Source organism: Streptomyces cyaneus (genome assembly GCF_004028635.1).
GTDB lineage: Bacteria > Actinomycetota > Actinomycetes > Streptomycetales > Streptomycetaceae > Streptomyces > Streptomyces cyaneus.
The window spans coordinates 99,377-120,437 of sequence record NZ_RQJW01000021.1 but is presented as its reverse complement, the minus strand read 5'-3'; the positions used below and the strand labels follow the sequence as shown (position 1 = coordinate 120,437).

Annotated in this window: 20 protein-coding genes; 15 read left to right on the top strand and 5 right to left on the bottom strand. The window is 70.4% G+C overall.

All coding sequences use genetic code 11. The features are described from left to right. Positions 1-99 precede the first annotated feature (99 nt). On the bottom strand, positions 100-1,902 hold the full coding sequence (locus EHO50_RS40915) for a glycoside hydrolase family 15 protein (protein WP_128436955.1): 1,803 nt from the start codon (positions 1,900-1,902) through the stop codon (positions 100-102). A 498-nt stretch (positions 1,903-2,400) separates the two neighbouring features. Between EHO50_RS40915 and EHO50_RS40910 the strand changes: the two genes are divergently transcribed. The 13 genes from EHO50_RS40910 (at position 2,401) to EHO50_RS40850 (ending at position 16,868) form a co-directional block, all read left to right on the top strand. After that, positions 2,401-4,086 carry a CTP synthase gene (locus EHO50_RS40910; RefSeq protein ID WP_128436935.1) on the top strand — a complete coding sequence of 562 codons (1,686 nt, stop codon included), beginning with the start codon at positions 2,401-2,403 and terminating at the stop codon, positions 4,084-4,086. A gap of 97 nt (positions 4,087-4,183) precedes the next feature. After that, entirely contained in the window at positions 4,184-4,810 is a 627-nt protein-coding gene (locus tag EHO50_RS40905; RefSeq protein ID WP_128436934.1) for an NUDIX domain-containing protein, read from the top strand. A 171-nt stretch (positions 4,811-4,981) separates the two neighbouring features. Next, positions 4,982-7,117: a tetratricopeptide repeat protein gene (locus tag EHO50_RS40900; RefSeq protein WP_128436933.1), complete on the top strand. Its 2,136-nt coding sequence runs from the start codon at positions 4,982-4,984 to the stop codon at positions 7,115-7,117. Positions 7,118-7,261: 144 nt separating this feature from the next. Further along, the gene (gene ald / locus EHO50_RS40895) at positions 7,262-8,377 is read left to right on the top strand and encodes an alanine dehydrogenase (RefSeq protein ID WP_128436954.1); all 1,116 of its coding nucleotides are present in this window, start codon (positions 7,262-7,264) and stop codon (positions 8,375-8,377) included. Positions 8,378-8,776: 399 nt separating this feature from the next. Then, a complete protein-coding gene (locus EHO50_RS40890; RefSeq protein ID WP_079052605.1) occupies positions 8,777-9,913 on the top strand; it encodes a ParA family protein in 1,137 nt (378 codons plus the stop codon). Further along, complete coding sequence (locus EHO50_RS40885) at positions 9,898-10,518, top strand: hypothetical protein (RefSeq protein ID WP_128436932.1); 621 nt, start codon at positions 9,898-9,900, stop codon at positions 10,516-10,518. Before EHO50_RS40890 ends, EHO50_RS40885 begins: the two co-directional genes overlap by 16 nt. Before the next feature lie 18 nt (positions 10,519-10,536). Then, positions 10,537-11,751, top strand: coding sequence for a segregation and condensation protein A (locus tag EHO50_RS40880; protein WP_128436931.1), 1,215 nt, complete (start codon positions 10,537-10,539; stop codon positions 11,749-11,751). Further along, the gene (gene scpB / locus EHO50_RS40875) at positions 11,748-12,401 is read left to right on the top strand and encodes an SMC-Scp complex subunit ScpB (protein ID WP_128436930.1); all 654 of its coding nucleotides are present in this window, start codon (positions 11,748-11,750) and stop codon (positions 12,399-12,401) included. The genes EHO50_RS40880 and scpB overlap by 4 nt, the downstream gene beginning before the upstream one ends. Next, positions 12,401-13,528, top strand: a complete 1,128-nt coding sequence (locus EHO50_RS40870) for a pseudouridine synthase (RefSeq protein ID WP_128436929.1) — start codon at positions 12,401-12,403, stop codon at positions 13,526-13,528. The genes scpB and EHO50_RS40870 overlap by 1 nt, the downstream gene beginning before the upstream one ends. 222 nt (positions 13,529-13,750) lie before the next feature. Continuing rightward, entirely contained in the window at positions 13,751-14,296 is a 546-nt protein-coding gene (locus EHO50_RS40865) for a TIGR03086 family metal-binding protein (protein WP_128436928.1), read from the top strand. 83 nt (positions 14,297-14,379) lie between these two features. After that, positions 14,380-15,096, top strand: coding sequence for an NUDIX hydrolase (locus EHO50_RS40860; RefSeq protein ID WP_128436953.1), 717 nt, complete (start codon positions 14,380-14,382; stop codon positions 15,094-15,096). After that, positions 15,093-16,115: an ADP-ribosylglycohydrolase family protein gene (locus tag EHO50_RS40855; protein WP_128436927.1), complete on the top strand. Its 1,023-nt coding sequence runs from the start codon at positions 15,093-15,095 to the stop codon at positions 16,113-16,115. The genes EHO50_RS40860 and EHO50_RS40855 overlap by 4 nt, the downstream gene beginning before the upstream one ends. Positions 16,116-16,118: 3 nt before the next feature. Then, positions 16,119-16,868: a nucleotidyltransferase domain-containing protein gene (locus tag EHO50_RS40850; protein ID WP_128436926.1), complete on the top strand. Its 750-nt coding sequence runs from the start codon at positions 16,119-16,121 to the stop codon at positions 16,866-16,868. On the opposite strand, the gene EHO50_RS40845 is transcribed toward EHO50_RS40850, so the two are convergent. The 4 genes from EHO50_RS40845 to EHO50_RS40830 all read right to left on the bottom strand — a co-directional run bounded on the left by EHO50_RS40845 (position 16,794) and on the right by EHO50_RS40830 (position 19,306). Beyond that, positions 16,794-17,537, bottom strand: a complete 744-nt coding sequence (locus EHO50_RS40845; protein WP_128436925.1) for a nucleotidyltransferase domain-containing protein — start codon at positions 17,535-17,537, stop codon at positions 16,794-16,796. The genes EHO50_RS40850 and EHO50_RS40845 overlap by 75 nt on opposite strands. 22 nt (positions 17,538-17,559) lie before the next feature. Further along, positions 17,560-17,970: a Rieske (2Fe-2S) protein gene (locus EHO50_RS40840; RefSeq protein ID WP_128436924.1), complete on the bottom strand. Its 411-nt coding sequence runs from the start codon at positions 17,968-17,970 to the stop codon at positions 17,560-17,562. Beyond that, positions 17,967-18,551 carry a DUF6529 family protein gene (locus EHO50_RS40835; RefSeq protein ID WP_128436923.1) on the bottom strand — a complete coding sequence of 195 codons (585 nt, stop codon included), beginning with the start codon at positions 18,549-18,551 and terminating at the stop codon, positions 17,967-17,969. Before EHO50_RS40835 ends, EHO50_RS40840 begins: the two co-directional genes overlap by 4 nt. Before the next feature lie 80 nt (positions 18,552-18,631). Then, on the bottom strand, positions 18,632-19,306 hold the full coding sequence (locus tag EHO50_RS40830) for a hypothetical protein (protein WP_128436922.1): 675 nt from the start codon (positions 19,304-19,306) through the stop codon (positions 18,632-18,634). A 241-nt stretch (positions 19,307-19,547) separates the two neighbouring features. Between EHO50_RS40830 and aroH the strand changes: the two genes are divergently transcribed. Beyond that, positions 19,548-19,910, top strand: a complete 363-nt coding sequence (gene aroH / locus EHO50_RS40825; RefSeq protein WP_128436921.1) for a chorismate mutase — start codon at positions 19,548-19,550, stop codon at positions 19,908-19,910. Beyond that, the gene (locus EHO50_RS40820; RefSeq protein WP_128436920.1) at positions 19,907-20,992 is read left to right on the top strand and encodes a prephenate dehydrogenase; all 1,086 of its coding nucleotides are present in this window, start codon (positions 19,907-19,909) and stop codon (positions 20,990-20,992) included. Before aroH ends, EHO50_RS40820 begins: the two co-directional genes overlap by 4 nt. Positions 20,993-21,061: the final 69 nt, after the last annotated feature.

Below are 21,061 nucleotides of genomic sequence, written 5' to 3'. Positions count from 1 at the left end.
AAAAGGGGCAAATCGCTGGCTTCCAGGCTAGGCGGGCGCGTTCCGTCCGTCCTGTTGGGCGTGCTGGGCGACGATAGGCGGGCCTTTCCGCAGGCCCTGTCAGCCGCCGTACGCCCCGGACGCCGTCAGTCGCAGGGCCGTGTCGATCAGTGGAACGTGGCTGAAGGCCTGCGGGAAGTTGCCGACCTGGCGCTGCAGGCGCGGGTCCCACTCCTCGGCGAGCAGACCGAGGTCGTTACGCAGCGACAGCAGCTTCTCGAACAGCTTGCGGGCCTCGTCGACGCGGCCGATCATCGCCAGGTCGTCCGCCATCCAGAACGAGCAGGCAAGGAAGGCGCCCTCGTCACCGGGGAGCCCGTCGACGCCCTCGTCCTCGCCCTGCGTCGGGTAGCGCAGGATGAAGCCGTCCGCAGTGGACAGCTCGCGCTGGATCGCCTCGATGGTGCCGATGACGCGCTTGTCGTCCGGCGGCAGGAAGCCCATCTGCGGGATCAGCAGCAGGGAGGCGTCCAGCTCCTTCGAGCCGTACGACTGCGTGAAGGTGTTGCGCTCCTTGTCGTAACCCTTCTCACACACGTCCCGGTGGATGTCGTCGCGCAGCTCGCGCCAGCGCTCCAGCGGGCCGTCGGCGTCGCCGGACTCGATGAGCTTGATCGTGCGGTCGACGGCGACCCAGGCCATGACCTTGGAGTGCACGAAGTGCCGGCGCGGCCCGCGGACCTCCCAGATGCCCTCGTCCGGCTGGTCCCAGTGGTCCTCGAGGTAGCGGATCAGCTTGAGCTGGAGCAGCGAGGCGTAGTCGCTGCGGGCCAGGCCGGTCATGTGGGCCAGGTGCAGGGCCTCGGTGACCTCGCCGTACACGTCCAGCTGGAGCTGGTGCGCGGCGCCGTTGCCGACCCGGACCGGCGCGGAGTTCTCGTAGCCGGGCAGCCAGTCCAGCTCGGCCTCGCCGAGTTCGCGCTCGCCCGCGATGCCGTACATGATCTGGAGGTTCTCCGGGTCGCCCGCGACCGCCCTGAGCAGCCACTCGCGCCAGGCGCGGGCCTCCTCGCGGTAGCCGGTGCGCAGCAGCGACGACAGGGTGATCGCCGCGTCGCGCAGCCAGGTGTAGCGGTAGTCCCAGTTGCGGACGCCGCCGATCTCCTCCGGCAGGGAGGTCGTCGGCGCGGCGACGATGCCGCCGGTCGGGGCGTACGTCAGCGCCTTCAGCGTGATCAGCGAGCGGATCACCGCCTCGCGGTACGGCCCGTGGTACGTGCAGTGCTCCACCCACTCCCGCCAGAAGTCCTCCGTCGCCTCCAGCGACTGCTCCGGCTCCGGCAGCGGCGGCGGCTCCTTGTGCGAGGCCTGCCAGGAGATCGTGAACGCGAAGCGGTCGCCGGGTGCCACCGTGAAGTCGGAGTACGTCGTCAGCGACTTGCCGTACGTCTCGCGGTCGGTGTCGAACCACACCGAGTCCGGGCCCGCGACGGCCACCGTGCGCCCCTCGTGCTTGTGCACCCACGGCACGATCCGGCCGTACGAGAAACGCATCCTGAGCGCCGAGCGCATCGGCACCCGGCCCGAGACGCCCTCCACGATCCGGATCAGCTGGGGCGCGCCGTCACGCGGGGGCATGAAGTCGATCACCCGGACCGTGCCGCGCGGTGTGTCCCACTCGGACTCCAGGATCAGGGAGTCGCCGCGGTAGCTGCGCCGGGCCGCGGTGGGCGGCTCCGCGTCGGAGGCGTGGGCGGGACCGAGCCGCCAGAAGCCGTGCTCCTCGGTGCCCAGCAGGCCGGCGAAGATGGCATGCGAGTCGAAGCGGGGCAGGCACAGCCAGTCCACCGTGCCGTCCCGGCAGACCAGCGCCGCTGTCTGCATGTCTCCGATGAGTGCGTAGTCTTCGATGCGCCCGGCCACGTGCAACTCCAGTCGAACGGCCACGTCACCCCCTACTGAGAAGGGGGCTCTCGCTTAGTGCGGTCAAGGGGTGGGTTTTGTAATGCGTCGTTGAGCGGTGAAGCAAAGCAGTCGTCTCGGCCGTGAGGCAACACGACAGTCTCTTCTCAACAACCTCTGCTCAACGAACTGACGAGCTCTCGTTGTTCCGGTGGTTACGGGCGAGGGGTGGTGCCGTGTTGCCGGCCGGGCTCGGCAGCGAATGTCCGAGCAGGATACGACGCACGTAGATGATCTGTGTGCCGCTCCGGGCAACCCGGGTCGGCCGAACGGGTGAGCAATGGGTGACCGACGAGTGGGAGACCGGTGAAGCGTACGGATCTGTGCAGGCACGTGTGCGGAGCGTGGCCGGAAGCTGTCGGTCTCAGTCGCTGATACCCTGGTAGCCCGTGGACCGGTGGGCGTGAAGACCCCCGAACCGCACTTCAAGATCGCGACCACGGGAGCCCCCTCTTGGCCATGCCGCCCGCTGCTTTTCGAAACAGCACCACGACGACCAAGCACATCTTCGTCACCGGGGGTGTCGCCTCCTCGCTCGGAAAGGGCCTGACGGCCTCCAGCCTCGGCATGCTGCTCAAGGCGCGGGGTCTGCGCGTCGTGATGCAGAAGCTGGACCCGTACCTCAATGTCGACCCTGGCACGATGAACCCCTTCCAGCACGGTGAGGTGTTCGTCACCAACGACGGCGCCGAGACCGACCTGGACATCGGTCACTACGAGCGGTTCCTCGACCGTGACCTGGACGGATCCGCGAACGTCACCACCGGTCAGGTGTACTCGACGGTGATCGCCAAGGAGCGCCGCGGCGAGTACCTGGGCGACACCGTGCAGGTCATCCCGCACATCACCAACGAGATCAAGCACCGCATCCGCCGCATGGCGACGGACGAGGTCGACGTCGTGATCACGGAGGTCGGCGGCACGGTCGGCGACATCGAGTCGCTGCCCTTCCTGGAGACCGTCCGCCAGGTCCGTCACGAGGTCGGTCGTGACAACGTCTTCGTCGTCCACATCTCGCTCCTGCCGTACATCGGCCCCTCGGGAGAGCTGAAGACGAAGCCGACCCAGCACTCGGTTGCGGCTCTGCGCAACATCGGTATTCAGCCAGATGCGATCGTGCTGCGCTGCGACCGCGAGGTGCCGACCGCGATCAAGCGGAAGATCAGCCTGATGTGCGACGTCGACGAGGCGGCCGTGGTGGCCTGCCCCGACGCCCGCTCGATCTACGACATCCCGAAGACCGTGCACGGCGAGGGCCTGGACGCCTATGTCGTGCGCAAGCTGGACCTGCCGTTCCGCGACGTGGACTGGACGACCTGGGACGACCTGCTCGACCGCGTCCACAACCCCGACCACGAGATCACCCTCGCCCTGGTCGGCAAGTACATCGACCTGCCCGACGCCTACCTCTCGGTCACCGAGGCGCTGCGCGCGGGCGGCTTCGCCAACAAGGCCCGCGTGAAGATCAAGTGGGTCACCTCCGACGACTGCAAGACCCCGGCCGGCGCCAAGCAGCAGCTCGCCGACGTCGACGGCATCTGCATCCCGGGCGGCTTCGGCGACCGCGGTGTGCTCGGCAAGGTCGGCGCGATCAAGTACGCCCGCGAGAACAGGATCCCGCTGCTCGGCCTGTGCCTGGGCCTGCAGTGCATCGTGATCGAGGCGGCCCGCAACCTCGCCGACATCGGCGACGCCAACTCCACCGAGTTCGACCCGGCCACCTCCCACCCGGTCATCTCCACCATGGCCGAGCAGCTCGACATCGTCGCCGGTGAGGGCGACATGGGCGGCACCATGCGGCTCGGCATGTACCCGGCCAAGCTGGCCGAGGGCTCCATCGTGCGCGAGGTGTACGACGGCAAGGAGTACGTCGAGGAGCGGCACCGTCACCGGTACGAGGTGAACAACGCCTACCGCGCGGAGCTGGAGAAGAAGGCGGGCATCCTGTTCTCCGGCACGTCGCCCGACAGCAAGCTCGTCGAGTACGTGGAATACCCGCGCGAGGTCCACCCTTACCTGGTGGCCACGCAGGCCCACCCCGAGCTGCGCTCGCGCCCGACGCGCCCGCACCCGCTGTTCGCCGGCCTCGTGAAGGCGGCCGTCGAACGCCAGCAGGCCGAGGGCGTCGGCAAGAATTCGAAGTAACACGAGAGTTGTACGGTGGCCGGGGTGCAAACCTTCAAAGGTGCGCACCCCGGTTTTGTTTGGCGCGTTCTTTTCAAAGCGTGTGGAAGGGCAGGGCATGGCGATCAAGGACACCCCGGAGGAGTGGGAGATCCGGGCGACGGAGACCCCCTTCGTGGGCAACAAGACCTCCGTCCGCACGGACGACGTGGTCATGCCCGGCGGCTCGGTGGTCCGGCGCGACTACCAGGTCCACCCCGGTTCGGTGGCCGTCCTCGCCCTCGACGACGAGGACCGTGTCCTGCTCATCAAGCAGTACCGCCACCCGGTGCGGCAGAAGCTGTGGGAGATCCCGGCCGGCCTGCTCGACATCCCCGGCGAGAACCCACTGCACGCCGCCCAGCGCGAGCTGTACGAGGAGGCCCACGTCAAGGCCGAGGACTGGCGGGTGCTGACGGACGTCTACACCACGCCCGGCGGCTGCGACGAGGCCGTACGGATCTTCCTCGCCCGCAACCTGTCGGAGGCCGACGGGGACCGCTTCGAGGTGGAGGACGAGGAGGCCGACATGGAGCATGCGCGCGTGCCGGTCGACGAGCTCGTCCGGGCGGTGCTCGCGGGCGAGTTGCACAACAACTGCCTCGTCGTGGGCGCGCTGTCACTGGTCGCGGCCAGGAACGGCGACGGGGTCGACGCGCTGCGCCCGGCGGAGGCGCCCTGGCCCGCCCGCCCCTTCGAGTCCTGAACGAACACATCCCCGCTTGCGGTGTGAAGATCGGCTGATCCGATCGAGCGACGTCCATGCCGTGCCCGCCGTGCTCCACGCGGAACGTAGCAGAGCGTGAACTAGGCTCTGGATACGCCCGAACCGGAGTCCCGGCGGGCTTGCGCGTGTGGTGGGACGGGAGTGTGGCCCGTGACGGATCAGGTGGTGGACACAGGCGGCCCGCAGGTGTCGGCGCAGGCGTCCGACCATAACCAATTCCTGGGCCGCACGCGCGAGTTGAAGGAGCTCCGCGCCGACATCGAGCGGGCGGGCCTGGACACCCTCTCCGGTCGCAAGGCGCCACGCGCGCGCGTGCTGCTCATCGCCGGCCGCCCCGGCTCGGGCCGCACCGCGCTCGCCGCGGAACTGGTACGGCAGGTGGCGGACCGTTACCCGGACGGCGTGCTGCGCGCCCGCCTGAGCGAGCCCGACGGCACCCCCGTCCCCGTCGGGCGCACCGCCCGTGAACTGCTCACCGCCCTGGACCTGCCGAGCCCGCCCGGCGCCGCCGAGGACGACCTCACGGCGGCCCTCCGCGAGGCCCTGGCCGAGCGCCGGATCCTGCTCCTGCTCGACGACGCGGCCGAGGCGGAGCAGGTCGACGCCCTGCTGCCGGACACACCGGAGTGCCTGGTCGTGGCCGTCTCCCACGGCCCGCTGACCGGGATCTCGGACGTGCGGCCCTGCACGCTGGGCGGCCTGGACACCAAGTCGGCGGTGGAGCTGCTGGCCCGGTACGCCGGCTCGGTCCGCATCACCGTCGACCCGCGGGCCGCCGAGGGCCTTGTCGAGGTGTGCCAGGGGCAGCCCGCCGCGCTGATGCTGGCGGGTGGCTGGCTCGCCGCCCGCCCCAAGGCGGCCGTCGCCGACCTCGCCAAGCAGGTGCACGCCGAGGGCGAGGAGGGCACACCGCTCAGCCGGGTCTTCCGGCTCGTCTACGCGTCCCTGCCGGTTCCCGCCGCCCGGATACTGCGGCTGCTGTCCCTCGCCCCGGGCGGCCTCGTCGATCCGCACACCGCTTCCGCTCTCGCCGGCTGCTCGGTCGACGGCGCCCACACCACCCTGGACGACTTCGCCGCCCTCGGCCTGCTGCACGCCGTCGCCTCGCCGCTGCCGCAGTACGAGGTCCCGGCCTGTCTGCACCCCCTCCTCAAGGCCCTCGCCGAGACCCAGGACCGCCCCGGCGAGATCCAGCTGGCGCGTGCCCGCATGCTGGAGCGGACGGTACGGCTGCTGCAGTCCTGCCGGGCGATCACCGAGACCGACGACCCCGAGGCCCGGCAGAAACTCCTCGGCACGCCCCGCGCCCTGCGCTTCCCCAACCCCAGGGCGGCCGCGGACTGGATCGGCATCCGCAGGCCCGCCCTGCTGGCCTCGGCCCGTGCCGCGGTCGCCGACGGGGAGCTGGACACCCTGGCCCGGCGCCTGATGTCCCAGCTGGTCAGGGCCATGGTCGCGCACTTCGGCACGCAGGCGGCCGCCGGCGACCTGTACGGCATCCACCGCATGGTCCTCGATGTGGCCGAGCGCCGGAACCTGCCCCGCGAGAAGGCCGCGGCCCTGCTGAACCTCGGCGACCTCGACGCCCGGACCGGGCGGACAAAGGCCGCGCTCGTGAGCTTTCGGGCCGCGCTGGACGCCGGACGGGAGGCAAATGACCCGTACGCGACCGGTCGCGCGATGGAATCCGTAGGCGGCGCCCACCTGGAGCTCGGTGACTACGACCGGGCCGCCGACTGGTTCGGCCGGGCGCTGGCCCAGCGGCTGGCCCGGGGGGAGCGCGCCGACGCCGCCCGGCTGTACGGCCGTATCGGCGCCGCCCACACCTATGCGGGCCGGTACGGCGAGGCGCTGCGCAACTGGCGGGCCGCGATCGCCGGGCATCGCAAGAACGGCGATGTCGCGGGCCACGCACGGGCGTTGAGCGAGCTGGCGCGGGTCCAGGAGTACGCGGGGCGGCCCGAGGAATCGCTGCGTACCTGCCAGGAGGCGGTGGAGTTGGCTCGGCGCGCCGAGGATCCACGGCTCCAGGCCGCGCTGTACCTGCGGCTCGCCGACACCCTGGAACACCTCGGCGATCCCGCGGCCGCGCAGCTGCACCGGGGCGCGGCCCGGCGGATGCTGGGAGAGGAGCCTCAGGAATCCGATGCGGCCGAGCCTGAGCCCGTGACGGAGCCGGTGGCAGAAGCCGTGACAGAGGCCGTGACAGAGCCCGAGCAAGAGGCTTTCGAGCCGGAACACGACGCTAACGCCTGCGAAATCCGTAGTACATCCGCCAAAGATTGATGCAATGAAAGGCTAGACAGAGAGAACGCCTTCATTAGACTGGCTCTGCCGCACCTTCTCCTGCGGTGTCTCCCGGTGTGCCCTGCATGCCTGGGTATGTCTTGCAATGCCCCCACACCCTCTGAGCCAAGGACCGTGATCGACGTGAAGGTCGGCATCCCCCGCGAGGTCAAGAACAACGAGTTCCGGGTGGCCATCACCCCCGCCGGCGTGCACGAGCTGGTGCGCCACGGCCACCAGGTCGTCATCGAGCAGGGAGCCGGTGTCGGCTCGTCGATCCCGGACAGCGAGTACATCGCCGCAGGCGCCCGGATCCTGCCGACCGCCGACGAGGTGTGGGCCACCGCCGACCTGCTGCTGAAGGTCAAGGAGCCCATCGCCGAGGAGTACCACCGCCTCCGCAAGGACCAGACGCTCTTCACCTACCTGCACCTGGCCGCCTCCAAGGAGTGCACGGACGCACTCATCGAGTCCGGCACCACGGCGATCGCATACGAGACCGTCGAGCTGCCCAGCCGCGCGCTCCCGCTGCTCGCCCCGATGTCCGAGGTCGCGGGCCGGTTGGCCCCGCAGGTCGGCGCCTACCACCTGATGCGCTCGGCCGGCGGCCGTGGCGTGCTCCCCGGTGGCGTCCCCGGCACCCAGCCCGCGAAGGCCGTCGTCATCGGCGGCGGCGTCTCCGGCTGGAACGCGACGCAGATCGCCGTCGGCATGGGCTTCCACGTCACGCTGCTCGACCGCGACATCAACAAGCTGCGCGAGGCGGACAAGGTCTTCGGCACCAAGGTCCGGGCGATCATGTCCAACGCCTTCGAGCTCGAGAAGGCCGTCCTGGAGGCCGACCTCGTCATCGGCGCCGTCCTGATCCCGGGCGCCAAGGCCCCCAAGCTGGTCACCAACGAGCTGGTCTCGCGGATGAAGCCGGGAAGTGTCCTTGTCGACATCGCGATCGACCAGGGCGGCTGCTTCGAGGACTCCCGCCCCACGACGCACGCCGAGCCGACCTTCCAGGTCCACAACTCGGTCTTCTACTGCGTCGCCAACATGCCCGGCGCGGTGCCCAACACCTCCACCTACGCGCTGACCAACGCCACGCTGCCCTACATCGTCGAACTGGCCAACCGCGGCTGGGTGGAGGCCCTGCGCCGCGACCCCGCGCTGGCCAAGGGCCTCAACACGCATGACGGCAAGGTGGTTTACCGGGAGGTCGCGGAGGCACACGACCTGGAGCACGTCGAGCTCGAATCGCTGCTCGGCTGAGCCGATCGGCTAAGTCACTTTCTGGTAAAGGCGATACGTCAACAAGAGTCGTCAACCGTACGCACCCGGCCGGACCTTGCCCGAAAAGGTCCGGCCGGATGTGTGTATGGTCACTTTGCGACTCTCGGTCAACTCGCCTCGAACGCAACCCTTAGACCGATTCGTACACCGGTGAAACCTGCCGTGCGACGGCCGTACGCCCTTGACAGCGGGATGTTTCATTGTCGACACATCTGCCCGGTCCGGCGGATTGTGTTGCTGCGGACCGCCGACACGCCATAGAGTCGCCAACCGTCGGCATGGTGCCACGCTGACCTGTCTAGAAGTTTCCTGGTCCCCAAGGAGGTAAGACGACTTGTGAATGAGTCGACATTTTCTCCCGGGGGTGGTCAACCAGGAATGCCGGTACGGGGCCAGGGTCCCGCGGGATTCGAGGCTGTCGGCTCCGTCGCGGTGCGCACCTTCGCAGCCCACCAGGGTCACCTGACCTCAGGGGTGACTCAGCCAGCAAACATGAGCATGGATGGCCATCACGTGAACGCCATGGCCGGCGACGGAAGTGGCGCGCCCCACAACCACTTCGCCGACTACGACGAACTGCCCGAGGGGCACTTCTACGACCCCGACGCGGAGTACGAGCCCGATCCCGAGTACGCGGCCACGCTCGCGCCCGACGCTGCCCGTCAGCGCCGTGAGCGCATCGGCCCGACCGGGCGCCCGCTGCCGTACTTCCCGATTCCGGGCCCGCTGACCGATCACGGTCCCGCGAAGATCATCGCGATGTGCAACCAGAAGGGCGGCGTCGGCAAGACGACGTCGACCATCAACCTGGGTGCCGCACTCGCGGAGTACGGACGCCGGGTCCTGCTCGTCGACTTCGACCCGCAGGGCGCGCTGTCGGTCGGCCTCGGCGTCAACCCGATGGAGCTCGACCTCACCGTCTACAACCTGCTCATGGAGCGGGGCATGTCGGCGGACGAGGTGCTCCTGAAGACGGCGGTCCCCAACATGGACCTGCTGCCGAGCAACATCGACCTGTCGGCCGCCGAGGTCCAGCTGGTGAGTGAGGTCGCGCGCGAGTCCACGCTCCAGCGCGCCCTGAAGCCGCTGCTGCCGGACTACGACTTCATCGTGATCGACTGTCAGCCCTCGCTGGGTCTGCTCACGGTGAACGCGCTGACGGCCGCCCACAAGGTGATCGTGCCCCTGGAGTGCGAGTTCTTCGCCCTGCGAGGTGTCGCGCTGCTGACGGAGACCATCGAGAAGGTCCAGGAGCGGCTCAACCCGGAGCTGGAGCTCGACGGGATCCTCGCCACGATGTACGACTCGCGCACGGTGCACAGCCGTGAGGTGCTCGCGCGTGTCGTCGAGGCGTTCGACGATCACGTCTACCACACGGTCATCGGGCGCACGGTCCGCTTCCCGGAGACCACGGTCGCCGGTGAGCCGATCACCACGTACGCCTCCAACTCCGTCGGTGCCGCCGCCTATCGCCAGCTCGCCAGGGAGGTGCTCGCCCGGTGTCACGCCGAGTGAGTCTGCCGGGGGCCGACGAACTGTTCCGCACGACAGGGGGTACGGCGCTCCAGCCGTCCACTCCCCGGCGCCCGGCCAACGGCGAGGTCCGGGTGCCGGCTCCCGCGGGGGAGAGCGACGCCGCCGCCGCGGCGGAGGACGCGCCGCAGTCGGTGCCCGCACAGGGCGGTGACGGCGATGGCGCGGAGCATGTGGCGGCTGACACGGAGTCGGTCGACGCCGGTGAGTCGCGCAGCCGTGCCGCTGCCGCTGAGCGCTCCGCGCGACGTCAGGGGGCGCAGGAAGGTTCTGCCGGGGCCTCTGCGGGTGCCCTCGGCGGTTCCGCCGCGTCCGGCGCCGCTGCCTCTGCCGCCGCGCCGCGCAAGCGTGGGCGGGGAGGCACGCGTCGGCCCAGTGGTCGTGAACGGCACGACGAGAAGATCACCGTGTACGTCTCCGCCGAGGAGCTCATGGATCTGGAGCACGCGCGTCTGGTGCTCCGCGGTGAGCACGGGCTGGCCGTCGACCGCGGGCGGATCGTCCGCGAGGCGGTGGCCGTGGTGCTGGCCGATCTGGAGTCCCGCGGGGACGCGAGCATCCTCGTACGACGGCTTCGCGGGCGGTAGCGGTAGCCTGCGGGGGCCATGACCTCGAACGACGTTCCCGCCTCGGCCTCCGGCGCAGCAGCCGGTCGTCGGCGTGCGCTGGGGCGAGGGCCGGGGGCGGCACCGGTGGCTCCGCCGGTTGAGCCGGTGTCTGCGCCTCCTGCGGAGAGCTCGTCGGTGGCCGAGGCTGAGTCTCCGACTGAGGCCGCTGGGCCGTTGTGCCCACCCGTTCCTCCCCCGGTGCCGGCAGGGCCTGGGGGGACCACCGGCGGAACGCCTGCCCACAACGGTGGCGGCTACGATGTGGAACCGCCCTCTGCCGAGCCCGAAGAGCCCGAGGCCAGCCGGCCGCAGCAGGAGATGCGAGCTGCTGAGCCGAAGCCCGCTGCCCAGGACGTGGCCGACCCGCCGGAAGTCGGCGCCGAGCCCGAAGAATCCGACGACGGTGTCTTCAAGGTTCGGCTCTCCAACTTCGAGGGGCCCTTCGATCTCCTTCTCCAGCTGATCTCCAAGCACAAGCTCGATGTCACCGAAGTCGCGTTGTCCAAGGTGACCGACGAGTTCATGGCGCACATCAGGGCGATGGGGTCGGACTGGGATCTCGACGAGACGACCGAGTTTCTCGTGGTCGCGGCCACCTTGCTCGACCTCAAGGCGGCCCGGCTGCTGCCCTCCGCCGAGGTGGAGGACGAGGCCGACCTCGCGTTGCTGGAGGCGCGGGACCTGCTGTTCGCGCGGCTGCTGCAGTACCGGGCGTACAAGCAGATCGCCGACATCTTCAGCCGACGGCTCGATGACGAGGCCCGGCGTTACCCCCGTACCGTCGGGCTCGAGCCGCAGCACGCCGAGCTGTTGCCCGAGGTCGTCATCAGCATCGGGGCGGAAGGATTCGCCAAGCTCGCGGTCAAGGCGATGCAGCCCAAGCCCAAGCCGCAGGTCTACGTCGATCACATTCACGCCCCGCTGGTGAGTGTGCAGGAGCAGGCCGGGATCGTCGTCGCACGGCTCAAGGAGCTCGGCGAGGCCAGCTTCCGGGCCCTCGTCGAGGACACCGACGACACCCTCACCGTCGTAGCGCGATTTCTGGCTCTGCTGGAGCTGTACCGCGAGAAGGCCGTGGCCCTCGACCAGGAGACCGCGCTCGGGGAGCTCGTCGTGCGCTGGACCGGTGGGGACGGGGACGAGGCGCCGATGGTGACCGACGAGTTCGACCGGCCGCCCGAGCCGCCCAAGGAGGAGGAGAAGAAGGCGTGAGTGAGGACACAACCGAGCTTCCGGCCGGGCTGCGTACCGTCGCCGACCTCGACCTCAAGCCCGCCCTTGAGGCGATGCTCATGGTCGTGGACGAACCTGCGACCGAGGAGCGCCTCGCGAAGCTCCTGGAGCGGCCGCGACGCCAGATCGCCGATGCCCTGCGGGAGCTGGCCGACGAGTACGCCGTGCAGGGGCGCGGCTTCGAGCTGCGGTTCGTCGCGGGCGGCTGGCGTTTCTACACCCGCTCCGAGTACGCGGCCGCCGTCGAACGTCTGGTGCTCGACGGTCAGACGGCCCGCCTCACCCAGGCCGCCCTGGAGACCCTGGCGGTCGTCGCGTACCGCCAGCCGGTCAGCCGCAGCCGCGTCTCCGCCGTGCGCGGAGTGAACTGTGACGGTGTCATGCGCACCCTCCTTCAGCGCGGGCTGGTCGAGGAGGCGGGCACGGAACCCGAAACAGGTGCGATCCTGTACAGGACGACGAACTACTTCCTTGAGCGAATGGGCCTGCGCGGCCTGGACGAGCTCCCGGAGCTCGCGCCCTTCCTCCCGGAGGCGGAGGCGATCGAGGCCGAGACGCTGGAAGGAGTCCCGTCGTTCGATCCGGACGCTCCGGATTCCGAGGACGCAGACGACAAGACGGAACTTTGATGCGAAGCAGCAGCGGCAGGAACAGCAGCGGAAACAACGGCGGGAGCCGTGGTGGCAACAGCGGCGGCCGCGGCGGGAGCAGTGGTGGCCGCGGTAATTACCGCGGCGCCGGTAACAACCGCGACGACAAGCAGGGCGGCCGGCCGAAGAAGCCGCGCCCGGAGGAGCGGCGCTACGACGTAGGCCCCGGGGCGACGCAGGACGGCCCGAAGTCCGGCCGCGGTGCCTCCGCGCGCGGAGGTGCCAAGGGCGGGCCCAAGCAGGGCCAGCAGCGCGGCACCGGTCGGGGCCGTTGGGCCCCGGCGACGTCCCGCGAGTACGACGCGCGCGCCGAGGAGCGCAACCGCGAGCGCTACGCGGGCAAGAAGGACGTCAAGCTGCCCAAGACCTTCCCGGGCGCCGAGCAGGAGGGTGAGCGCCTGCAGAAGGTGCTCGCGCGCGCGGGTTACGGCTCCCGGCGTGCCTGCGAGGAGCTGATCGAGCAGGCGCGGGTCGAGGTCAACGGCGAGATCGTGCTGGAGCAGGGCAAGCGGGTCGACCCGGAGAAGGACGAGGTCAAGGTCGACGGCCTGACCGTCGCCACGCAGTCGTACCAGTTCTTCTCGCTCAACAAGCCCGCCGGTGTCGTCTCGACGATGGAGGACCCCGACGGCCGTCAGTGCCTCGGCGACTACGTCACCAACCGTGAGACCCGGCTCTTCCACGTCGGACGGCTCGACACCGAGACCGAGGGCGTCATCCTGCTCACCAACCACGGCGAGCTGGCGCACCGCCTCACCCACCCCAAGTACGGCGTCAAGAAGACCTACCTCGCGGCCATCGTCGGCCCGATCCCGCGCGACCTGGGCAAGAAGCTCAAGGACGGCATCCAGCTGGAGGACGGCTACGCGCGCGCGGACCACTTCCGGGTCGTCGAGCAGACCGGCAAGAACTACCTGGTCGAGGTCACCCTCCACGAGGGTCGCAAGCACATCGTCCGCCGCATGCTGGCGGAGGCGGGCTTCCCCGTCGAGAAGCTGGTGCGCACCGCCTTCGGGCCCATCACCCTCGGCGACCAGAAGTCGGGCTGGCTGCGGCGGCTGTCGAACACCGAGGTCGGCATGCTGATGCAGGAAGTCGATCTGTAGTCCTGTAGTCCTGTAGTCCCGTACGCGTGCGTGCAGGCCGGTTCCGGGTGCCGACCCGGGACCGGCCGATGTGTTTTCGCCCCTGCGCCGGTCTGTATCCGTGACGGAGGGAGCGGGCATGAGGACCACCACGGCGGATCGCGAGGAGCGCGGGCGACCGAAGACCCGGGAGGCATCCCGTACGGCGCCTGAGGGGCCGCTGAGGGCTTTATGGGGCCTGTCATGAACTCCGGCGAGCTGCTGGAGCGTTCGCTCGCCTACACGCTCGGCGGCGTCGCGGGTGTGGAGGCCGGGGATCTGCGGCGCGGGACGCCGTGCGGCGAGTGGGATCTGGGGGAGCTGCTCGGACACCTCGACGACTCGCTGGACGCCTTGTACGAGGGTTTGACCGGCGGCCGCATCGGGCTGTTCCCGCGCGCCGACCGCGTCTGCGGCTTCCGTACGCGCGCGTGCGCTGTGCTCGGCGCCTGGGCGGCCGGGCCCGCCGGGGACCGCGTCCTGGTCGGTGAGCGGCCGCTGGACGTGCGGGTGATGGGAGCCGTGGGCGCCGTCGAGATCGCCGTGCACGGGTGGGACGTCGCCCAGGCCTGCGGCCGGCCGAGGCCCATCCCGGTCGCGCTCGCGGCCGAGCTGCTGAACGTCGCCCGTTGTGTGGTCACGGAGGAGGACAGGGGGGTGCGGTTCGCCGCACCGGTCGCGGTGCCGCCACGCGCGCGTGCCGATGTCCGGCTGCTGGCCTTCCTGGGCCGTCGCGAGTCCTTTGCCTGACCGGGGTTGTGCCGTTACCCCACCCTCTTTATAGTCGTGATGACTATAAAAGCTGTTGAGGGGGTGGGTGGGTTCTCATGAGCATGAACTACGACAAATACGCGCACGAGCCCTTCGCCGTCACCGCCGACCTCGCCGTCCTCACCATCCGCGACGGCGTCCTGAAGGTCCTGCTCGTCGAGCGCGGGCAGGAGCCGTACAAGGGGCACTGGGCGTTGCCCGGCGGGTTCGTGCAGCCGGACGAGTCGGCGGAGACGGCCGCCCGGCGTGAACTCGCCGAGGAGACCGGCCTGTCGGACGTCTCCGGGCTGCACCTGGAGCAGCTGCGGACCTACAGCGAGCCCGACCGCGACCCCCGGATGCGGGTCGTGACGGTCGCCTTCACCGCGCTGCTGCCCCACCTGCCCGAACCGCACGGCGGCAGCGACGCGGCGCAGGCGCGCTGGGTGCCGTACGACACGGCGGGGCCGCTCGCCTTCGACCACGACCGGATCCTGGCCGACGCCCATGAACGCGTCGGCGCCAAGCTCGAGTACACCTGTCTCGCCACCGCCTTCTGCCCGCCCGAGTTCACGCTCGGCGAGCTGCAACAGGTCTACGAGACGGTGTGGGGCACCGCCCTCGACCGGCCCAACTTCCGCCGCAAGGTGCTCGCCACGCCGGGCTTCGTCGAACCCGTGCCCGGCGCCGCCCGGCTCACCGGCGGCCGCGGCAAACCGGCCGCGCTGTACAGCGCGGGCACCGCCACCGCCCTCCACCCGCCCCTGCTGCGGCCCACCCCGGAAGGACGCCCCGCATGACCACGACCACCGTCCGCAAGCGCGCCGCCACCGGCTCCCTGCTCGGCCTCGCCCTCGGCGACGCGCTCGGCTTCCCTACCGAGTTCAACGACGTGCCGACGATCCTCGCCAAGTGCGGGCCCTGGCGCGAGATGGAGCTGCCGACGCCGGCGATCGTCACCGACGACACCCAGATGACGCTGGCGTTGGGGAAGGGGCTACGGACGGCGATGGACATGGGCGTACTCGGGCCCGACGCGTTGGCGGAGCCGGTGCGTGCGGAGTTCATCGCGTGGAATCGCTCGCCGGAGAACAACCGCGCCCCGGGCAACACCTGCCTCAGGGCTTGCGACCTGCTGGAGCGCCCGGACCTGCCCTGGCAGGACGCCAGCCAGATCGGCTCCAAGGGCTGCGGCGCCAACATGCGCGTCGCGCCCCTAGGTCTCGTCCCCGGTCTGAGCGACGAACAGCGGGCGGGCGCCGCCCAGTTGCAGTCCGCGCTCACCCACGGGCATCCCACGGCGCTCGCCGCGTCCGACCTGACCGCGCACGCCGTACGGCTCCTCGCGCAGGGCGCCGAGCCGACCGGGCTGGTCGGGTTGCTGCGGTCGTACGCCTATGAGAACCGCAGCCGGTACCACGAGCGCTGGCTCGGCGACTTGTGGACCCGCAGCCAGGACCCCACCCCCGAGCACTTCATCGCGCGCGGCTGGGACGAGTGCCTGGAGATCCTCGGCCGCCTCCAGGACGCCGTACGCACGGCCTCGCCCGAGACCGACCCGTGCCTGGCCACCGGCGCGGGCTGGATCGCCGAAGAGGCCCTCGCGACCGGGTTGCTGTGCTTCCTGCTGTTCGTCGACGAGCCGCTGACGGCCCTGCGCCGGGCCGCCTGCACGTCCGGGGACTCGGACTCGATCGCGTGCCTGACGGGAGCGTTCGCGGGCGCCTGGCTCGGGGCCGACGCCTGGCCGACGCAGTGGGCGGACCGGATCGAGTACCGGGGGGACCTGCTGACCCTCGGGGCGCTCTGGGACGCTTGACGGATGATCGACGCCCTGGACATCGACCTCATGCCCGTCGTCGCCGAACAGCCCGACCCGGTGCTGTTCGCGACGGTCTCCGGCGCGCACCTTTACGGCTTCCCGTCACGCGACTCGGACGTCGACCTGCGGGGCGTGCACCTGCTGCCGACCGCCGACCTCGTCGGGCTCCGGGAGCCGGACGAGACGCGGTCACGGATGTGGGTGCGGGACGGCGTCGAGATGGACCTGGTCACGCACGACCTGCGCAAGTTCGTACGGCTGATGCTGCGGCGTAACGGCTATGTCCTGGAGCAGCTGTTGTCGCCGCTCGTCGTGCACAGCACGGACGCCCACCGGGAGCTGGCCGAACTCGCGCCCGGCGTCGTCACCAGCCACCACGCGCATCACTACCGGGGGTTCGGCGGCACGCAGTGGCGGCTCTTCGAGAAGACCGGCGAGCTCAAGCCCCTGCTCTACACCTTCCGCGTGCTGCTCACCGGCATCCATCTGATGCGCAGTGGTGAGGTGCAGCCGCATCTGCCGACGTTGCTCCGGGAGGTCGACGCGCCCGCCTATCTGCCGGAGCTGATCGACGCCAAGGCCGAGCAGGAGCACGGGGCCGCCGACGTCGAGCACGCGCGCGTGGCGGCCGACGTCGAGCGACTGCACAGTGTGCTGGACGAGGCGCAGGCGGCCTCAGCGCTGCCCGACGCTCCGAGCACCTACGACGCCCTGCACGCCTTCGTCGTACGGACCCGGCTGGAGGGCTGACGAGCGGCGGACGCGGATCAGGAAGTCCTCGACCCGGCGGCGGTCCGGCTCGGCCGGCAGCGGGCTGTGGTGGGCGGCATCCTCCGCCTCCCTCGACAGGCGGGTCATCCGGGACTCCACCTCCGGCCACGGGACTTCGCCGCGCTTGACCTCCAGCAGTGCCGCGCGCCCGTCGCCCACGTCGATCGTCAGGCGGCCGGTGCGCAGCAGGTCGCGGGCGCTCGCCAGGAGGCGCAACAGGTGCATCGCGTGCTTCCAGCGCGGGACGCCGTGGGCGCGGACGTCCGCCTCCAGCTTCTTGCGCTGCCCGAGCGCGTAGCGCGTGAACGTCTCCAAGGCCTGGCGGGACAGGAACGCCTCGCGCAGCTCGAGGAGTTCGCGGCCCGTGTCGTCGACGTACTCCACGAGCGGGGAGTGCAGGCACTCCAGGATGTTCGGGTTGGCGCGCAGGGCCAGCTCGCAGAAGCGTTCCAGCTCCCAGCTGAACTGCTCCTCCAGCGGGCCTTCGACGTGCGTCGGCGGCTTGTCGAAGCGCCAGAAGAGGGCGGTGGGAGCGAGGAACACGCCCCGGCGGTCGGTGTCGCTGCCGTCCGTGGCCAGACCGAAGGCGCGCGAGCCCATGACGCAGGCGTAGATCGTGTGGTCGCGTACCAGGGTCTCGGGGTGCATGCCCCGGAGCGTACGGGGCGGATCACGCCAGGCGGATCGAATTTCCGTCCACGGTGATCTTCTTCTCGGGCAGTGGCCTCGTCGCCGGAGGGTTGGCCACCGAGCCGTCCGTGATGTTGAACTTGCTGCCGTGGCAGGTGCAGTTGATCGTGCCGTCCGAGACATTGGCGACCGTGCACCGCTGGTGTGTGCAGATGGCGGAGAAGGCCTTGAACTCGCCGTCCTTCGGCTGGGTCACCACCACTTCCTCGTTCTTGAAGATCGTGCCGCCGCCCACCGGGATGTCGCTCGTGGTGGCCAACTCCTGGCCGGGGGAGAGGCTGGGGGCCGAGTCGCCGGTGCCGCCGGAATCGCCGCAGCTCGCGACGAGCGCTGCCGCACCCGTCGCGCCCGTCGCGATGAGGATCGTGCGCCGCGTCGGACCGTTGGTCATGTCGTCACTCCGAAAGTGCGGAAGAACCAGAGGGCGGAAGTCAGCCAGATGATCGTGAGAGCGGTGAGAACCAGCCCGCCGACGATCGGCAGCAGCCAGCCGGGGAGTCGCTCCGAGCGGAGCAACAGCATCTTTGCACTGAAAGCACCGAAGAAGAAGCAACCCAGGAGAGAGTGCCAGAAAACGCGCGTTTCGTACGTCTGGTAGCCCATGGCGTACAGGCAGTGCACCGCCACGGGGACGGAGACCAGGAACGCCGCGCGCCCCGACCAGCGATGCAGTGCGGACGACCAGGCCGGCCCCGGCAGCTTGCCGTACAGCATGAACGCGGAGACCAGCTGCACCAGCGCGAAGAAGATCGCCGCCGTCGCCAGCCATGACTTGACCGCGCCGGTGCTGCTGAACCCGGCGAGGTTGAAGGCCGTCCCGCTCGGGTCGTGGACCTTGCCGTACGCCCCGAGGGCCACCGCGACCGCGCAGGCGACCAGCGCCGGGACCAGATAGCGGGCGGGGTGCGGGCGGCGGTGGCCGGGGGGCGGGGACGGGAAGTCCTGGGTGACGGCGTTCGGGTCGACGGTCATGATCGACTCCCGTGAGGAGGGGGATCGAGGAGGAGGGGAGCGGGCAGGGGGTGCAGGTGAGGGCAGGATCGAGGAGTGGATCAGGGGGCGGCGGGGCCGGCCGTGAGCCGCTGTCCGTCGACCGTCACCGCGCCCGTCCGCGGGTCGAGCCGCGGGGCGGGCGAGGGCTTGCCGTCGCGGGTGAGGACGCCGACCTGCCGGCCGTCCGGCAGCACGATCCAGCCGCCGTCGACCTCGGCGCCGCGCACGGTGGAGGTGGCCCGGTACAGGCCCGACGGCTTCTTCGTCCTGGCGGCGGTGAAGGCGTGGTGCCCGCCGTCGATGTCGACCGTGCCGCGGATCTGCTTGCCGTCCTCGAGGGTGCCGTTCAGCACGGAACCGTCCTTGCCGGTGAGCCGCATGGTCCCGTCATCGTTCACATCGCCGCGCAGCCAGGACTCCTTGGCGCGGCCATCACAGAAGTACGCGATCGCCCTGCCGTCGCGCAGGGTGAGGGCGACGGCGGAGGAGTCGTCGTCGGTGCGGCCTGCGTAGCGGGCGTCGGGGACGGGGGCGGGCGCCGTGGTGGGCGAGGGTGACGATGACGGGGTCGTCCCGGTGGGCGTCGGTGACGCCGTCACCGCGGGCGACTCCTTCGTGGTGTCCGCGGACGAGGACGAGGTGTTCTTCGTCCCCGTCGTCGCGTTGAGCGACAGCATGAACACGCCGACCAACAGTCCCGCGAGAAGGGTGAGCAAGGGTCCGGGACGCTTCATGAGGCCTCCCCCGAGGCGAGCTTCCTGCCCATGAGAGCGGACCCGTGGCCCGGCGTCCAGGGGCGCACGGAGGTGTTCGCAGTCCGGTAGCGAAATCGGGATACACGGGTGACAGTGCCGCAAAGCTGACTTCGGGCGTCAGTCGGTGTCTCAGCGGGCGGGCGACATACGTCCGCCGCGCACGGGCTGACTAGGCTGGACCGGCGAAGAGCCGATCCGTACAGCAGCAAGGAGCAGAGCCGTGGCGGTACGAGCGGTCCGGGGGGCCGTCCAACTGGAGCGGGACGAGGCCGGCCACATGGACGAGCAGGTCGGGGCCCTGCTCACGGAGATCCTGGAGCGCAACGGCCTCACCGCGGACGACCTCATCAGCATCTGGTTCACGGCCACACCCGATCTGCACAGCGACTTCCCGGCGGCCGCCGCCCGCAAGCTCGGCATCGTCGACGTACCGCTGATCTGCGCCCAGGAACTGGACATCGCCGGCGCCATGCCGCGGGTCGTGCGCGTCCTCGCGCACATCGAGTCGGACCAGCCCCGGGCCGACATCGCGCATGTCTACCTCGGCGCCGCGGCCGCCCTGCGCAAGGACATCGCCCAGTGAGAACCGCACTCGTCATCGGCACCGGTCTCATCGGTACGTCCGCCGCGCTGGCGCTGGCGGGGCGCGGTGTCGTCGTCCACCTCGCCGACCACGACTCCGAGCAGGCCCGTACGGCGGCCGCGCTCGGGGCCGGCACGGACGAGGCGCCCGAGGGGCCCGTGGACCTCGCGATCGTCGCCGCCCCGCCCGCGCACGTGGCCGGGGTGCTGGCCGACGCCATGCGCCGGGGTGTGGCCCGCGGCTACCTCGACGTGGCCAGCGTCAAGGGTGGGCCGCGGCGTGAGCTGGAGGCGCTCGGGCTCGACCTGTCGTCGTACATCGGTACGCATCCCATGTCGGGCCGTGAGAAGTCCGGGCCGCTGGCCGCGACCGGGGATCTCTTCGAGGGCCGTCCCTGGGTGCTGACGCCGACCCGCGACACCGACACCGAGGTGCTGAACCTCGCCCTGGAGCTGGTCTCGCACTGCCGTGCCGTGCCGGTGGTGATGGATGCCGACGCCCACGACCGGGCGGTCGCGCTGGTGTCGCACATGCCGCACCTGATGTCCAGCATGGTCGCGGCGCGGCTGCAGAACGCCGAGGAGGCGGCCGTACGGCTGTGCGGTCAGGGCATTCGTGACGTGACCCGGATCGCCGCGTCCGATCCGGGGATGTGGATCGACATCCTCTCCGCGAACCCGGGGCCGGTCGCCGATCTGCTCACGGATGTCGCCGCGGATCTTGAGGAGACGGTGCGGGCGCTGCGGGCGCTGCAGTCGTCCGACGACGTCAAGCGGCTGGAGGGGACGTCCGGGATCGAGGACGTGCTGCGGCGCGGGAACGCGGGGCAGGTGCGGGTGCCCGGCAAGCACGGGGCGGCTCCTCGGGTGTACGAGGTCGTCGCGGTGCTGATCGACGACCAGCCGGGGCAGCTGGCTCGGATCTTCGCGGATGCGGGGCGGGCCGGGGTCAACATCGAGGACGTACGGATCGAGCACGCGACGGGGCAGCAGGCCGGTCTGGTGCAGTTGATGGTGGAGCCGAAGGCGGCGCCGGTGCTCAGTGCTGCGCTGCGGGAGCGGGGCTGGGCGATCCGCCAGTAGGGTTTCTCGCCCCCGCCGCCCCTACCCTTCCCGTCCTTGAAGGGGCTCCGCCCCTTCGACCCCGCCAGG

What these genes read in the sequence shown, in the direction of transcription:
- EHO50_RS40910 (WP_128436935.1), top strand. Translation starts at nt 2,401, where the DNA reads ATGCCGCCCGCTGCTTTTCGAAACAGCACCACGACGACCAAGCACATC.
- EHO50_RS40905 (WP_128436934.1), top strand. Translation starts at nt 4,184, where the DNA reads ATGGCGATCAAGGACACCCCGGAGGAGTGGGAGATCCGGGCGACGGAG.
- EHO50_RS40890 (WP_079052605.1), top strand. Translation starts at nt 8,777, where the DNA reads ATGCCGGTACGGGGCCAGGGTCCCGCGGGATTCGAGGCTGTCGGCTCC.
- EHO50_RS40880 (WP_128436931.1), top strand. Translation starts at nt 10,537, where the DNA reads ATGACCTCGAACGACGTTCCCGCCTCGGCCTCCGGCGCAGCAGCCGGT.
- EHO50_RS40870 (WP_128436929.1), top strand. Translation starts at nt 12,401, where the DNA reads ATGCGAAGCAGCAGCGGCAGGAACAGCAGCGGAAACAACGGCGGGAGC.
- EHO50_RS40865 (WP_128436928.1), top strand. Translation starts at nt 13,751, where the DNA reads ATGAACTCCGGCGAGCTGCTGGAGCGTTCGCTCGCCTACACGCTCGGC.
- EHO50_RS40860 (WP_128436953.1), top strand. Translation starts at nt 14,380, where the DNA reads ATGAACTACGACAAATACGCGCACGAGCCCTTCGCCGTCACCGCCGAC.
- EHO50_RS40855 (WP_128436927.1), top strand. Translation starts at nt 15,093, where the DNA reads ATGACCACGACCACCGTCCGCAAGCGCGCCGCCACCGGCTCCCTGCTC.
- EHO50_RS40850 (WP_128436926.1), top strand. Translation starts at nt 16,119, where the DNA reads ATGATCGACGCCCTGGACATCGACCTCATGCCCGTCGTCGCCGAACAG.
- EHO50_RS40845 (WP_128436925.1), bottom strand. Translation starts at nt 17,537, where the DNA reads ATGCACCCCGAGACCCTGGTACGCGACCACACGATCTACGCCTGCGTC.
- EHO50_RS40840 (WP_128436924.1), bottom strand. Translation starts at nt 17,970, where the DNA reads ATGACCAACGGTCCGACGCGGCGCACGATCCTCATCGCGACGGGCGCG.
- EHO50_RS40835 (WP_128436923.1), bottom strand. Translation starts at nt 18,551, where the DNA reads ATGACCGTCGACCCGAACGCCGTCACCCAGGACTTCCCGTCCCCGCCC.
- EHO50_RS40830 (WP_128436922.1), bottom strand. Translation starts at nt 19,306, where the DNA reads ATGAAGCGTCCCGGACCCTTGCTCACCCTTCTCGCGGGACTGTTGGTC.